The following is a 15,327-nucleotide window of genomic DNA, read 5'->3' on the forward strand; positions in this document are numbered from 1 at the left end:
AAGCCGCTGCCGAAACTGCCGGGGAGAAAGGTGTGGAAGGCTGGGTATTCACCCTGCAAGCTCCCAGCTACAGCCCTTTCATGACCTACGCCGACAACCGCGACCTGCGCCGCGAACTCTACCTTGCCTACAATACAAAGTGCACGCACGACAATGCCACCAACAACCTGGAAATCGTGAAGAAGCTTGCCAACACCCGCATGGCAATCGCCCAGCTGCTTGGCTACGACAACTTTGCACAATACAACCTGGTGGAACGCATGGCGCAAAACAGCGATGCCGTATACAGCCTGCTGAACCAGCTGCTGGACGCCTACACCCCCACCGCACGGCAGGAGTATGCCGAAGTACAGGCACTGGCACAACAGACGGAAGGAAAAGATTTCAAAGTGATGCCGTGGGACTGGAGCTACTATTCGCACAAGCTGAAGGACCGGAAGTTCAATATCGATGATGAAATGCTCCGCCCCTACTTCGAATTGGGCAACGTGAAGAACGGCGTGTTCGGCCTTGCCACCAAACTGTACGGCATCACATTCAAGAAAAACGCGGACATCCCCGTTTACCACAAAGATGTGGATGCCTACGAAGTATTCGACAAAGACGGCAAATTCCTTGCCGTGCTCTATACCGACTTCCACCCCAGAGCAGGCAAACGCTCGGGAGCCTGGATGACCAGCTACAAGGACCAGTGGATAGACGAAAAGAGCGGCGAGAACAGCCGTCCGCACGTGTCTATCGTGATGAACTTTACCAAACCGACACAGGACAAACCCGCCCTGCTGACTTTCGACGAAGTGGAAACCTTCCTGCACGAGTTCGGCCACAGCCTGCACGGCATGTTCGCCAACTCCACCTACGCAGGTCTGAGCGGCACCAACGTCTACTGGGATTTCGTGGAACTCCCCTCCCAGTTCATGGAGAACTACTCCACCGAGAAAGAGTTCCTGCATACGTTTGCCCGCCATTACCAGACCGGCGAACTGATACCGGACGAACTGGTGCAGCGCATCGTGGACTCATCCAACTTCAACGCGGCATACGCCTGCCTGCGCCAGGTGAGCTTCGGATTGCTGGATATGGCATGGTACACACGCAACACGCCGTTCGAAGGGGATGTAAAAGCCTACGAGAAACAGGCTTGGGGAAAGGCTCAAATCCTCCCCGTGGTGGAAGAGAGTTGCATGAGCGCCCAATTCTCGCACATCTTCGCGGGCGGATACGCTGTCGGATACTACAGTTACAAGTGGGCGGAAGTGCTGGATGCCGATGCCTTCTCGCTGTTCAAGCAGACGGGTATCTTCAATCCCGAGACGGCGGCATCTTTCCGTGAGAACATCTTGTCGAAAGGTGGCACGGAACACCCGATGACACTCTACAAACGCTTCCGCGGACAAGAGCCGACCATCGACGCGTTATTAACCAGAAACGGGATAAAGAAATGAAAGATATGTTCAATAGGAACGCAACATGCCGCTGCCTGCTGATGCTTGCCGTGCTTCTTGGTTTCTGTGCCTGCAACAACGAGGACGACGTAATGGAAATCTTCAACAACAAGACCTGGAAACTGAGCCGCATAGCCACCGAAAAGGGGAAAGAGCAGTTCTATAAAGAATTATGGAACAACGAGACCGAGGAGAAAGCCAGCCGGGAACTGCTCAAGGCGGAAGGGAACTTCACGCTGGACTTCAACTGCGCGGAGGTGAACGGGGAAGTAACCGGCACGGTCAACGTCCGTGGCGTCAAATCCGCCATCCATGACGCCACGCTGAAAATAGACGGCAAGGAACACACCATAAGCATCGGCGGGAAACCTGCCGGCACGGAAAGCGACAAACTGGCGAAAGTATTCGTCAGCGGCGTGCAGAACGTGTTCAAGTACGAAGGGGATACACACAACCTGACCCTCTACTACAAAGACGGAAACACAACGAAAGTAATGGGATTCACTGCCCGCTAAACAGGAAAAGACATGGACGAGACTGCGAAAAGCAAACAAGAAGCATTGGACAGGCGTTATATACGCATGGCGAGCATCTGGGCGGAAAACTCTTACTGCCGGCGCCGCCAGGTAGGCGCGCTTATCGTGAAGGACAAGATGATTATCTCGGACGGGTATAACGGCACGCCGGCGGGTTTTGAGAATGTGTGCGAAGACGAGGACAACGTTACCAAACCGTACGTGCTCCATGCCGAAGCCAATGCCATCACCAAAATAGCGCGCTCCAACAACAGCAGCAACGATGCCACGATGTATGTCACGGCTTCTCCCTGCATAGAATGCGCCAAGCTCATCATCCAGGCAGGCATCAAGCGGGTGGTATATTCGGAGAAGTACCGCCTGGAAGACGGCATCGAACTGCTCAGGCGGGCGGGCATCGAAGTGGTATTCATCCCCATGGAAGACCGGACGTAAAGGTCGGGGTTAGCGGCGCAAACCTTAGGGTTTAGCAACGTAGAGTGCCACTTTAGCGGCGTAAAGTGCCACTTTAGAAACGTAATGTAGAACTTTAGAAACGTGAAACAGTAACCTTACAAAAAAACAACTAAAAGATATGGAACCCAGAAACTCCTCCCGCTTCACGCCGCTTATTATCGCGGTCAGCATCGTGGCGGGCATTCTTATCGGAACGTTTTATGCCAAACACTTCGCAGGAAACCGTTTGGGAATTATCAACGGCTCGTCCAACAAGCTGAACGCCTTGCTGCGGGTGGTAGACGACCAGTATGTGGACAGTGTCAACATGACCGACCTGGTGGAAAAAGCCATGCCGCAGATATTGGCAGAGCTTGACCCGCACTCCACCTACATCCCGGCACAAAGGCTGGAAGAAGTGAACTCCGAACTGGAAGGCAGCTTCAGCGGCATCGGCATCCAGTTTACCATACAGGAAGACACGATACACGTAAACAGCGTGATTCAGGGAGGTCCTTCCGAAAAGGTGGGACTCATGGCAGGCGACCGCATTGTAAGGGTGAACGACAGCCTGTTCGTAGGCAAAGGAGTGACCAACGAGAAAGCCATGCGCAACCTGAAAGGACCGAAAGGCACACAAGTGAAGTTAGGAGTAAAGCGTGCCACCGAAAAAGAGTTGTTGGACTTCACCATTACCCGTGGAGACATTCCTCAAAACACGATTGACGCCGCTTATATGCTCAACGATGACTTCGGATACATACAGGTCAGCAGGTTCGGACGTACCTCGCACGTGGAACTGCTGAATGCCATTGCCCAGCTCAGCCACCAGAAATGCAAAGGTTTCATCATCGACCTGCGCGGCAACACCGGCGGCTATATGGAGGCCGCCACACGCATGGTCAACGAGTTCCTGCCGGAAGGAAAACTCATCGTATACACCAAGGGGCGCAAGTATCCCCGCATGGAAGAGTATGCCAACGGCACGGGCAGCTGCCAAAAGACACCGCTCGTGGTATTGGTGGACGAAGGCTCCGCCTCTGCCAGCGAAATCTTTGCGGGCGCCATCCAGGACAATGACCGGGGAACTATCGTAGGACGCCGTTCATTCGGCAAGGGACTGGTGCAACAACCCATCGACTTCAGCGACGGCTCTGCCATCCGTCTCACCATCGCCCGTTACTACACGCCGTCCGGACGTTGCATCCAGCGTCCTTACGAAAACGGGAAAGACTCCAAATACGAAATGGACTGGCTGACCCGCTACGAGCACGGGGAGTTCTTCTCCAAAGACAGTATCAAGCTTGACGAAAACCTGCGCTACTCCACCGGACTGGGACGCCCCGTCTACGGCGGCGGCGGCATCATGCCCGATGTATTCGTGCCGCAAGATACAACCGGAGTGTCCTCTTATCTGATAGAGGTGGGCAACAAAGGACTGATTACACAGTTCAGTTTCCAATACACCGACCGCAACCGCGCCAAGCTGAGCGCATTCGACAACGAAAATGAACTGCTGAAATACCTGCGCCAGCAAGGCATCGTAGAGCAGCTGATACGTTTTGCCGACTCCAAAGGAGTGAAAAGGCGTAACCTGCTGATACACCGTTCTTACAAACTGCTGGAACGAAACCTGTACGGCAACATCATCTACAACACGCTGGGCAAAGAAGCTTATATCCGGTACATCAATGAAAGCGACGCTACCGTAAAGAAAGCGTTGGAAATACTGGAACGTGGCGAGGCTTTCCCGAAAGCTCCGCTGCAAGCCGGAAAAGAAGAGGAGAACACGGACGATGGAAAAGAAAAAAGAACTGCGCAAGCGTATGGCTTTGTTGAAAGCCCTTCACAAATCTGCCGCTACGCACCGGACACAGTCTGCTGAAATACTTGCCGCCCTCGAAGCACACCCGGCTTTCAGGGCAGCAAACATTATATTGCTATATCACTCACTGCCCGATGAAGTGGACACGCACGGCTTCATCAGAAAATGGAGCATGGAGAAACGGATACTTCTGCCCGTCGTCGCGGGTGATGACCTGGAGCTTCGTGCCTACACAGGTCCGGCAGACCTTGCTATCGGCGCATACGGCATTGAAGAACCTACCGGGGCACTGTTTACCGACTATGCCGCAATAGACCTGGTCGTTGTTCCCGGCGTAGCATTCGACCGCAACGGAAACCGTCTGGGAAGAGGAAAGGGATATTACGACCGGTTGCTCCCACGCATACCTGCCGCGTACAAAGCTGGGATTTGTTTCCCGTTTCAAGTCGTAGAGGAAGTTCCGGCGGAACCGTTCGACATCCGCATGGACGAGGTCATCACGCAACCGTGAACACGCGCATATATCACCGGAATATGATATTGGTGATTACCTGCGCCCCTACGTGCCGGTTGAGGTTGCGCACCAGCAACTCCCGCCCCATCATCAACTCCTGACGGAGAGCGGCAGAGGTAAGATGCACGTACAGCACCTGGTTCTTGATGTAAAGTTCGCGCGTATAAGAGGCTATGGCGGGTCCCAGCACATCTGCCCACGAATTGATAAGCCGTCGTTCATTCAAGGGCGACTCCAGGCTTTCCTGCCGCAGGAAACTCCGTATCAACTTGCCTATCTGCTCGGCATCATTCCGTTTCATCCGTCAATCTCCTCATTAAGCGGCGCCCGGCTACCGACCATTTCGGCAACAGCCCCCTGCTCTACATGAAACATCTTATAATCACTGCCCACCTTGTGCAGGATACGGTCCAAATGTTCGCGGTTGGTATCCGTAATGAAAATCTGCCCGAAACCGTCACCCGCCACAAGTTTAATAATCTGCTCCACGCGCGAAGCATCCAGCTTGTCGAAAATATCATCGAGCAACAGCAACGGGACCGTGGCGCCCGTCCGTTTCAGAAAGTCAAACTGCGCCAGCTTCAAAGCCACCAGATAGGTTTTATTCTGCCCCTGCGAACCTTCCCGCTTGATGGGAAAATCTCCCAGCAACATATTCAGTTCATCCTTATGTATCCCGCGCAAGGAAAATCCCATAATCCGGTCGCGCACGCGGCTCTCTTTCAGCACTTCCAGCAAAGAGGCATCACGGGCATGCGAATCGTAAGACAGTCCGACCGTCTCCTTATCCTGCGAAATGAACGAATAAAAAGACTGGAAAATAGGGATGAACTCCCTGATAAACTCTTCCCGCTTACGGAACACCACCTCACCGGCTTGCGCCATCATCTCCTCCCACACCAGGAAAAGTTCTTCTTCCACCGGCGTTTCATTCTTGAGCAATGTGTTTCGCTGAACCAATGCCTTGTTGTAGCGAATCAGCGCATCCAGGTATTCCTTGTCGTACTGCGAAATCACCACATCCATAAAGCGGCGGCGCTCGTCACTGCCCCCGTTTATCAATGCCGAATCGGCAGGAGACACCATCACCAACGGCAAGAAACCGATATGGTCGGACAGACGCGTATACTCCTTTTTGTTCCGCTTGAACTGCTTCTTCTGCCGGCGCTTCATGCCGCAGTAGATTTCTTCCGGCGTACCGTCGGCAGACGTGTAAAATCCCTGAATGACAAAAAAATCGGCATCATGCCTTATGTTCTGCGAATCAATGGGATTGCCCGCACTCTTGCAGAAAGAGAGGAAATAAACGGCATCCAGCAGGTTTGTCTTCCCCATTCCGTTCTGCCCGAAAAAGGTATTCAGTTTCGGAGAGAAAGCAAGCTCCACCTGCTCCAGGTTCTTATAGTTGAGTATGGATATACGATTCAGTATCATAATGACTTCATCTTTGCTTTTTCACGCAAAGATAATGCAAACCGAGGGAATTATGAATTTTGAATTATGAATTTTGAATTGTGAACTCACAGCTTTTCATTGTAAGGGAGTCAAAGGAGTTATCGGAAGGTAAAGCGAGTTGGAAGCCAGCAGTATCACCACACATCAACAGAGCTATCGGCTTCTAACGACTTCCGATAACTCTTGTAAATGAAAAAGCCGTAATTGCGGACTTCAACCTTTGCTTTTCGGACCGGAGAGCAGTTTACCATCACTTCTTCGGCCAATATCCGGACATGCGCTCCAAGAAAGAGCCTGACAAACAAAAAAAGATGCCGTTAAATTTCGTTGATAGCCATAAAAAACTTATTTTTGCGGGTCGAATCAGCTATTAATGAATAATAACAAAAAGAATATATAAAATGACAGAACAAAAAAAGACGAACGAAGCCTTGAACATGGAAGACGCAGTGTCCCAATCGGAGGCATTTCTCATCAAGAACAAAAAGACAATCATCGGTGCTATCCTGGCTGTAATCATCATTATAGCAGGCATAGTAATGTACAAGAACCTCTATGCGGAACCCCGTGAGGAGAAAGCACAGGCAGCCCTTTTCAAAGGACAGGAGTATTTTGAAGCCGATGCCTTTGCGGAAGCCCTGAACGGTGACAGCATCGGTTATGTAGGTTTCATCAAGATAGCCGACCAGTACAGCGGCACGGATGCAGCCAACCTGGCAAAAGCATACGCAGGTATTTGCTATGCACACCTCGGCAAGTTCGAGGAGGCTGTAAAGGCATTGGACAGCTTCGACGGAGACGACCAGATGGTAGCTCCCGCCATGAAGGGTGCTATGGGTAAGTGCTACGCCCAGTTGGGTCAGCTCGACAAAGCATCTTCCATGTTGCTGAAAGCCGCTAACGAAGCCGACAACAACACGCTAAGCCCTATTTTCCTGAAACAGGCCGGAGAAATCCTGGTTAAGCAGGGCAAGTATGATGATGCTATCAAAGCATATACTTCTATCAAGGAGAAATATTTCCGTTCATATCAGTCTATGGACATCGATAAATACATCGAGCAAGCCAAACTGCTGAAGAAGTAATTTACACCTTATTATATAATAAGCTATCTTGAGCACGGATTACACGGATATACACGGAAGTCAAAACCGTGAAAGCCGCGTAATCCGTGCTCTCTATTTATTCCGACCTATTTAATTTTCATTTTTTAATTTCTATTTATCATGGCTACAGCTTATCACAACCTTTCGGATTATGATTTCAATTCAGTTCCCAGCGCAGAGAATATGAAATTCGGTATCGTGGTATCCGAATGGAACTACAATATCACCGGCGCCCTCTTGAAGGGAGCGATAGACACCCTGAAAAAACACGGAGCGAAAGACGAAAATATCCTGATAAAAAACGTACCCGGCAGTTTTGAACTGACTTTCGGTGCCAACCAACTGATAGAATACAGCGAAGTGGATGCCGTAATTGCCATTGGCTGCGTAGTCCGTGGAGATACACCACATTTCGATTACGTTTGCATGGGTGCAACGCAAGGTATCACTCATTTGAACGCAACCTGCGATGTTCCAGTGATTTACGGGCTCATTACCACCAATACAATGGAACAAGCCGAGGAGCGTGCCGGCGGCAAATTAGGCAACAAAGGCGACGAATGTGCAATTTCTGCAATAAAAATGGTAGATTTTGCTTGGAGTTTACAAAAATAGTCGTATCTTTGCACCGCAATTGAGAAACAAACCTACTTAAAAAGAGATTTAAAGTAGTTCTCGAAAGCAAAAGGGCAAATACCAGAGTGGCCAAATGGGGCAGACTGTAAATCTGCTGGCTTACGCCTTCGGTGGTTCGAATCCATCTTTGCCCACTAAAATTGCGGAAGTAGCTCAGTTGATAGAGCATTAGCCTTCCAAGCTGAGGGTCGCGGGTTTGAGCCCCGTCTTCCGCTCTTAATGAAGACCTTGATAGTTAAGCAATTAGCTATCGAGGTTTTCTGTTTTTAGCAGGTTACGAAAAGTCTATTTTCGGGTGGTTTCAGAGGGTGCATGTAAACCAAGATGTAAACCGAAAATTCATTATGAATGCCTGTGTTTCAGTAGTTTGCTACAAATCTAAGACATTATCCAATGGTGAAAATCCATTGATGCTCCAAGTATCTAAAGGTGGAAAGCGTAAATATCAAAGTTTAGGCATATCCATTAATCCTAAATATTGGGACTTCACACGAAACAAGCCTAAACCAAACTGTCCTAACAAAGAATATATCCAAAAGATTATCTTGGATAAACAGCGAGAACTTCAACAGCGAATGTTAGAGTTGAATGTGGAACAAAAGGAATATACTACCACCACCTTACTCAATAATGAGAATACGAAGTTTGAACTGAAAACCGTTAGTGAGTTCTACCAAGAATTGATAGAGCAATACACCCGTGAGGACAAATGCGGCAACCGCCTTATCTATAAAAGTTCTTTCAATTCACTCAAAGTATTCACTAAAGGCAAGCTGGATATACCTTTCAGCGATATAGACACTTCTTGGCTTACCAAGTATGAGAAATGGCTGCGTTCCAAAGGAAACAAAGAAACTACTATAAGCCTCATGTTCCGCACGCTCCGAAGTACATACAATAAAGCTATTAAAGCCAAGTGCGCCCGAAAGTCTGATTATCCGTTTGATGAATACAAGATTAACAAGTTCGATACCACTACTCAAAAGAGAGCGATTGCCAAAACAGACGTACTGAAATTCACGGAAGAAGTGCAGCCTGCTGGAAAACAACCATACATGGAGTTGAGCAAAGACATATTCGTATTCAGTTATCTGTGCGGTGGAATCAATTTCACGGACATAGCTAATCTGACAAACGAGAATATTCAAAATGGCAGATTGCACTATATCCGTCAAAAGACAAAAAAGCCAATCAAGATAGGAATACCGCAGGATGCCATGTGGATAATCGAGAAATATTCAAAAGAGAGTAAAGGCTATCTGTTCCCGATTTTGGATAGCAAGATACACAAGACCGCCCTACAAAAACAGAACAGAATACATAAGATATTGGGAAAGGTCAATAAGAATCTAAAACTACTTGCCTCACAGCTTGGAGTTGAAGCCAATATGACAACCTATGTCGCGAGGCACTCATTCGCAAGTGTCCTTAAAAAATCGGGGGTAAACATCGCATTGATAAGTGAAGCACTGGGACATTCAGACTTAGCCACTACCCAAATATACTTGGATAGTTTCGATAACGAGCAAGTGGATGAAGCAATGAAGAACCTACTATAACGAAAAAGAAGTCTGTAATCCACTAAAGATTGCAGACTTTTCTTTTATTTTGCAGTATAACTAATATGAATGTACTTATGTATCAGATAGAAGAACTGCCCGATTTAAAAGCGTCTTGGCATGAAAGCTACAAATGTCTAAATGAACCGCTATTAGAATATGTATGGGAAGTAGCCAATCACTTCCTGCCCGATTATGCGGAAACAGATACGGGAATGATACCCGTAGAATCTTCCGCACCTGCCATATTCGCCAACAGATATGCGGAAAGAAACTTGTCCGTTGAAGAAAGGTACGAGAGAACACAAGAAATGAAAACTTTCAAAGGAACTTTGGAAGAATACAAGAAACGAGAATACAGAAAGCTGGATGATTCTTTCAAAGAGAAGTTTCTAACTAATGAAGATTTACAGAATACCATTGAAGCGTATAAGTTGGATGTTAGCAAATTTTGGTATCTACTTCTGTTCGTATATGACTTTATAGAGGATATTGGCACAAACGCACCTGCATTGAACAAGTCCGTATTGGAAGACTTTAGTTATTTTCATGCCAATCTGTTGGAGGCTACAAGTATCACCTTAAAGAAGAACAACAAGAAAAGCTATGTTGTTGAAAGGGAGGACACAATCAGAATCATTCAAGCAGCCTTGCAGCATTTTACCAATACATATAGCAATATTATACATAGCGAACAAGACAGAGAAACTATGATTAAACAATTAAAGGACATAGGGCTGGAGGGCTTTATCAGAAATGACTTATCGTCAAAAATCAGCTTTACAGACAAGTTCAGTCTTGACATATCTTATAAGAAGTGGAAGTTTACGGATATGTTTCTGTTCTTTATTGAAAGAAGAAAGGCTACCACCATACCCAATAAAAAGGTAAAGGTATCTAAAGACAAGATGATGCTTGTTTCAAGGCTTATCTATACAGTTGGCTATGATGGCAAAAGATATAATGAAGAATACGATTCGGAGGGCAACAAGAACAGAATGCTCTCCAATCTCCTTAGAAGATACAAGAATGAGAAATTCCCGTCCGTCATAGCTAATAACTACAACGCAGTTTCATAAACAACATACATAAAACCATAGCAGAAATGCGTACTGAAAGGGATGTTCTTTTCGGTACGCATTTTTTTTGCGTACTGAAACAGACACGTTTTCTACACACATGGGCATTAGCTAAAATGCTTTGTCACCCTTTATTTCTGCCCTAATTTTGCAATGTCAAAAGGGAACAAATAAGCAAGTGCGCATAGCTTTAGTAGTGACCGATTGAACTGATAATTAATGTGTAACACTTTAAAATTTAGATTTATGAAATCAATAGATTTTGCTGTTAGTGAAAACATAGTAGAGAATACCAAAGTGAGTGCAACTTTCGTTCAAGAACTGCAAGAAGCATTCTCCATGTCTCCCACCCAAACAGATATGCGTTTCAAACAATCTTCAAAAGGTGAACTGATTATTTCTGTTACATTCGCTTACGATACTGGTATGAAACAACATCTTGAGGGTGCAGGAGATTCAGACCTTATTACTGCAATAAATTTCTGTATGGCAAAAATTACAAAGCTCTTGGATGATTATAAAGCGGAAGAACATGAGGTAGATACTGCCAAAGACGGCGAAAACTTGGTAATGGAACTGTTCAAACAGCATATAAATTCTCCCATATATGGGTATGTTGAAAAGGATTGGTATAACAATTATGGAGAGCGTTACCGTTGCGTGAGATTTTCTCCCACCCCAAAAGGAAATGTAAAGTTCTGTATGAAAGCAACGCTTGAAGTGAACAACCTTATCAGCGAAGCCTGCAAGCCCGAATCAACAAGGAGAGCCAAATTACAAGTTCCCAAACAGAATTAAGTAGCCTAAACAATCAGCTTTGAAGAAAGTCGAGGGAACAACCTCTCTCGACTTTCTTTTTTAATCGGAATAGAGAAAATGAAACTGATACAGTTTGCCCAAACATATAACAATGAAGCTGCACACAGACAAGTGAAGCTACTAATGAAACAACACAAGCAGCTTTATATCCAAGTGAACGGTGAAGCATGGATAAGCAGTCAAGGAGTAACGGGTATAAGATACCAACTCAACGCACAAGGCTGGCAGTGGATTCTTAACTATCTGCAAACGGGAGATTATGAGGATTTTGGAGTATTCCCGTCCAAACTACCCAAGCTATACAGCGAGTTCCAAGAGGATGTGGTAAAAGGACTGATAGAACAGAAATACAATATTGCAAGAATCCCTTTTCTACGGGAAACCGAAGCCTATATAAAACTTAGGGGACTGTTCCGTTTCGGAAAACTCTTTTTCAGCATAAGGAGAAGCGATGAATTTATAGATTATCTAAACAGCAAAGGATTATGATTACTCTACATAAAGGTCAATACCTGTCTGACGTAATGGGTGAGATTCCGTCAAACTGCATACTTTCCAAAAGAATACCCGGCTGTGGTGCTACTACTTTGGAGCTTGAAACCGAAAGGAACTCCATTATCGTAGTTCCCAATGTACCCGTTATCAAAAGCAAGTGCGGCAAATACAGCAATCTGTTAGGCGTTTATGAAGATGTCACAACAGATAAGATTCGCAATTATCTAACCAATAACAGACTGCATAAGATAATGACTACTCCCGAAAGTTTCGGTAAGGTGAAAAATGCTTGCAGCGATATTGACATTTATAATCATTTCTTCCTGCTGATGGATGAATGCCACCAATTAATTAAGGATGTGGATTACAGAACGGACATAGTGCTGCCCATGAATGACTTTTTCCGTTTTAAAAGCAAGGCTCTTGTTTCCGCCACTCCTATCGGATTCAGTGACCCAAGATTTAAGGAGTTTGAAACAGTGGAAGTAAGTGCCGATTATGATTACAGACAAGAAATTGCGGTTACACATACTTATAATATACACAAGGCAATAAGTGAATATTTAGGCAATCACACAGAGGGAACAGTCTGTTTTTTCGTCAATTCTGTGGTAATGATTTACTCCATAATGAAACAATTTAACATATTGGAAGATTCAGCCGTTTACTGTGCGCCAAAAAGCCGTTTGAAACTGAAAAATGAATACTCCTTTGATAATGCTTATAGTGATTGGAGCGCAGAAACCATGAAGAAATACAACTTCTTCACTGGCAGATTCTTTACGGCATTCGACTTGGATTTGCCTTATCAGCCCGATTTGGTAATGGTTACAGACCCTTATAATTCCGAATACACCATGCTTGACATAGATACGGACTGCATACAGATTTGCGGAAGATTCCGTAACGGCATAAAATCGGCAACACATATCTATCGGGTGAATCCCGAAATCATAACCAAAGACAGGGAACAGATAGAATGGGAAATTTCGGCACATGAATTTGCCTATAACACGATACAAACCTTATACAAAAGTGCGGATAACAGAGAAAGCAGATTCGCTTTCGGTGCAGTTCTTGAAACCATGCCGTTCCGTAAATTCCTATATTCGGACTTTACAAAGAACTGGTTTGCCATAGACAATGAGATTAATTCCGTATTGGTGAACAACAGATACCAATCAAGACAAAAAATAATGAATTGGTACAATGATTGTCATTTCTTCAATCCCACATTTGAGAATTGCGAATATAATGAGAATGACGAGAAATTAAAGATTATCAAGGCTGCACGCTCGGTAAAGGACAAGCGCAGAAAAATGGTACAGCAACTTGGTGAAATGGAAACTCCCTATTCAGAATATGCCTTAGACTATATCAATGATATACGGAAGATTGACCCGTTCATTGTAGAAGCGTTTGAGACTTTGGGCAAAGAGAGGATAGAAGAACTTAACTATTCCAAAAAGAAAATCAAAGAAGAAATGATTCTGACACAACGTAAGGGGAATAAAGTTATCAGACTGGTTAAGAATATATTCAAGGTTGGTAACAGATATTCCAATGAGAAAATAGTTAATGAATTAACGAGAATATATGAGAGATTGAACATACACCCCGAAGAAAATATAGAACCGAAACTTATCGGTCTCTATTATCAAGCAAATCCATTTAAATCGGGTAATATAAGAGGCTATCAATTAAATTCGGAATTAGTTTAGCTAAATGGGACAAAATCTCATTTTCTTGCCTTTCTATACCCGATACAGAAATTAAGTAAAATGTCCCTATCAACCTTAATAACTAATGAAACAGAGTAATTTTCGTACTAACTAATAATATACAATCGCAGGAAATTCTTGCGGCTTTTATTTTTGGCACAGAACCACAGCCCCACATTTTCCCCGATTCCGATTTTCCGAATATTTCCACGTTAGGAAGAGTTATATAGTACCTACTTTATAATATGCCACATATACCTAATACCATTAAAAAGACTACCTTATTAAAGAATCACCTATATTCAGTTTGGCTGAAAGTCAAGAGAGCAAATATTATAAGGTACTTTATACAGAAAGCCCCCTCCCCATTCAGTCAGTAAGCTAAAATATATAAGAGTGTCTGCCTTGCGTGCCCACAACCTCCAATAGTCCCCCCTCTGTACATTGATATAAAAAGAATTATTAATCATTTAAACTTTTATCAATATGAGAAATTTAGCTATCATGCCAACAGAGAACAGAGAGAGAATGAATTTAGGTGAGTTTGCAGAAGAAGCAACCATTATTGAAGAAACTGCAATATCTAACAAGTCTTTACATTTCATAGAGGCAAACACACAAGAAGTTTCTTTAAGTCACTTGAAAAATGACTGCATTACTCCAGTGTTTGCCAAAGACAATGAGCTTACAGTAAACCATGCTACATTTATTGAAACTGTTTGGGAAGCTGCAAACTCCTACTACAATGGTGAGGCTATTGGAACGCCCGATATTCGTGTTAGTCATGTGATTAAGGGTCGTATTCCCGAAGCTATCCACAAACCTGCTAATCAGTTGTTAGAATCAGACAAAACTATCTATTATGAAAGGGCAGCTTTCAGTATTGACATTCCTACAATCTATGAAACGGTTGAGGGTAACAAGTTGAACCTTTCAATAGTGGGGGTTAGAGCCTATAACCAAATGAATCTGTATTCAAAGAAAGTTCCAGAGTTGTTTAGGTTGGCAATAGGCTTTAAGAACCAAGTATGTTGCAATATGTGCATCTTTACAGACGGTTACAAGGATGATTTAAGAGTGAGCAATACAAGTGAACTTTACCGTTCTGCTTTGGAACTGTTCAACAACTACAATCCTGCCAAACATCTGCATTTGATGCAACAGTTGGGCAATACATCAATGAGTGAACACCAATTTGCACAAATATTGGGCAAAATGAGACTTTATCAGTGTTTGCCCAATGGCTACCAAAAGAGACTGCCAAGAATGTTGCTTACTGATACACAGATTAACAGTGTTGCAAAAGCCTACATTAATGATGAGAACTTTGGCAGCTTTGGAAATGACTTGAATATGTGGAAGTTCTACAATTTGCTCACTGGAGCAAATAAAAGTTCATATATTGATAGTTTCTTAGACCGCTCTTTGAATGCTACTGAAATGGCAGTTGGAATTAATGCAGCCTTGCATGGGGATGAGCATTACAAATGGTTTATTGACTAACTAATAAGGGGACATCTATTTATTAGGTGTCCTTTCTTTTTTATTCACTTAAAAATACTACAAAATGGAAGATAATGGAAAATTGATTTTATGGGGCACATTGGTAGTTATACTACTGATAATAATTGGTATCATTAATCCCTTTTTGCTGATACTAATTATCACTATCTTTACTTATCTGCAATCTTAGTTACACTTT

14 protein-coding genes, 2 tRNA genes and 1 pseudogene (1 of these 17 cut by a window edge) are annotated in these 15,327 nt (G+C 44.7%); 15 read left to right on the top strand and 2 right to left on the bottom strand.

What is annotated here, in order from left to right; all coding sequences use genetic code 11:
- The 5 genes and pseudogenes from QZ327_RS01855 to QZ327_RS01875 all read left to right on the top strand — a co-directional run.
- Nucleotides 1-1,445: pseudogene (locus tag QZ327_RS01855) on the top strand (M3 family metallopeptidase); it begins 630 nt to the left of the window's first position.
- Nucleotides 1,442-1,960: a DUF4847 family protein gene (locus tag QZ327_RS01860; protein ID WP_294616646.1), complete on the top strand. Its 519-nt coding sequence runs from the start codon at nucleotides 1,442-1,444 to the stop codon at nucleotides 1,958-1,960. The pseudogene QZ327_RS01855 and the gene QZ327_RS01860 overlap by 4 nt, the downstream one beginning before the upstream one ends.
- A gap of 12 nt (nucleotides 1,961-1,972) precedes the next feature.
- Nucleotides 1,973-2,416 (top strand): dCMP deaminase family protein, encoded by a 444-nt coding sequence (locus tag QZ327_RS01865; protein WP_294616648.1) that lies wholly within the window; start codon nucleotides 1,973-1,975, stop codon nucleotides 2,414-2,416.
- A 139-nt stretch (nucleotides 2,417-2,555) separates the two neighbouring features.
- The gene (locus tag QZ327_RS01870) at nucleotides 2,556-4,301 is read left to right on the top strand and encodes a S41 family peptidase (RefSeq protein WP_294616650.1); all 1,746 of its coding nucleotides are present in this window, start codon (nucleotides 2,556-2,558) and stop codon (nucleotides 4,299-4,301) included.
- Nucleotides 4,243-4,752 carry a 5-formyltetrahydrofolate cyclo-ligase gene (locus QZ327_RS01875; protein WP_294616767.1) on the top strand — a complete coding sequence of 170 codons (510 nt, stop codon included), beginning with the start codon at nucleotides 4,243-4,245 and terminating at the stop codon, nucleotides 4,750-4,752. Before QZ327_RS01870 ends, QZ327_RS01875 begins: the two co-directional genes overlap by 59 nt.
- Nucleotides 4,753-4,765: 13 nt before the next feature.
- Here QZ327_RS01875 and QZ327_RS01880 read toward each other — a convergent pair whose 3' ends face one another.
- Both QZ327_RS01880 and QZ327_RS01885 read right to left on the bottom strand, forming a co-directional pair.
- Nucleotides 4,766-5,056, bottom strand: coding sequence for a DUF721 domain-containing protein (locus QZ327_RS01880; protein ID WP_294616651.1), 291 nt, complete (start codon nucleotides 5,054-5,056; stop codon nucleotides 4,766-4,768).
- Entirely contained in the window at nucleotides 5,053-6,189 is a 1,137-nt protein-coding gene (locus tag QZ327_RS01885) for a DNA replication/repair protein RecF (protein ID WP_294616653.1), read from the bottom strand. Before QZ327_RS01885 ends, QZ327_RS01880 begins: the two co-directional genes overlap by 4 nt.
- Nucleotides 6,190-6,611: 422 nt before the next feature.
- Between QZ327_RS01885 and QZ327_RS01890 the strand changes: the two genes are divergently transcribed.
- From QZ327_RS01890 to QZ327_RS01935, 10 genes are all read left to right on the top strand, one after another.
- Complete coding sequence (locus QZ327_RS01890) at nucleotides 6,612-7,295, top strand: tetratricopeptide repeat protein (protein WP_294616655.1); 684 nt, start codon at nucleotides 6,612-6,614, stop codon at nucleotides 7,293-7,295.
- Between the two features lie 141 nt (nucleotides 7,296-7,436).
- On the top strand, nucleotides 7,437-7,931 hold the full coding sequence (gene ribH / locus QZ327_RS01895) for a 6,7-dimethyl-8-ribityllumazine synthase (RefSeq protein WP_294616657.1): 495 nt from the start codon (nucleotides 7,437-7,439) through the stop codon (nucleotides 7,929-7,931).
- Between the two features lie 72 nt (nucleotides 7,932-8,003).
- Nucleotides 8,004-8,086 (top strand) — tRNA-Tyr (locus tag QZ327_RS01900).
- 8 nt (nucleotides 8,087-8,094) lie between these two features.
- A tRNA-Gly gene (locus QZ327_RS01905) sits at nucleotides 8,095-8,167 on the top strand.
- Between the two features lie 129 nt (nucleotides 8,168-8,296).
- Entirely contained in the window at nucleotides 8,297-9,511 is a 1,215-nt protein-coding gene (locus tag QZ327_RS01910) for a site-specific integrase (RefSeq protein ID WP_040312063.1), read from the top strand.
- Between the two features lie 77 nt (nucleotides 9,512-9,588).
- Nucleotides 9,589-10,590, top strand: coding sequence for a hypothetical protein (locus QZ327_RS01915; protein ID WP_294616768.1), 1,002 nt, complete (start codon nucleotides 9,589-9,591; stop codon nucleotides 10,588-10,590).
- Nucleotides 10,591-10,836: 246 nt separating this feature from the next.
- Complete coding sequence (locus QZ327_RS01920; protein ID WP_274972909.1) at nucleotides 10,837-11,388, top strand: hypothetical protein; 552 nt, start codon at nucleotides 10,837-10,839, stop codon at nucleotides 11,386-11,388.
- Between the two features lie 144 nt (nucleotides 11,389-11,532).
- On the top strand, nucleotides 11,533-11,898 hold the full coding sequence (locus QZ327_RS01925; RefSeq protein WP_294616658.1) for a hypothetical protein: 366 nt from the start codon (nucleotides 11,533-11,535) through the stop codon (nucleotides 11,896-11,898).
- The gene (locus tag QZ327_RS01930) at nucleotides 11,895-13,625 is read left to right on the top strand and encodes a DEAD/DEAH box helicase family protein (protein WP_258974883.1); all 1,731 of its coding nucleotides are present in this window, start codon (nucleotides 11,895-11,897) and stop codon (nucleotides 13,623-13,625) included. Before QZ327_RS01925 ends, QZ327_RS01930 begins: the two co-directional genes overlap by 4 nt.
- Nucleotides 13,626-14,111: 486 nt before the next feature.
- Nucleotides 14,112-15,128, top strand: a complete 1,017-nt coding sequence (locus tag QZ327_RS01935; protein WP_294616661.1) for a DUF3871 family protein — start codon at nucleotides 14,112-14,114, stop codon at nucleotides 15,126-15,128.
- The last annotated feature ends 199 nt before the right edge of the window (nucleotides 15,129-15,327 follow it).

Origin of the sequence: uncultured Bacteroides sp. (genome assembly GCF_910578895.1) — a bacterium.
GTDB lineage: Bacteria > Bacteroidota > Bacteroidia > Bacteroidales > Bacteroidaceae > Bacteroides.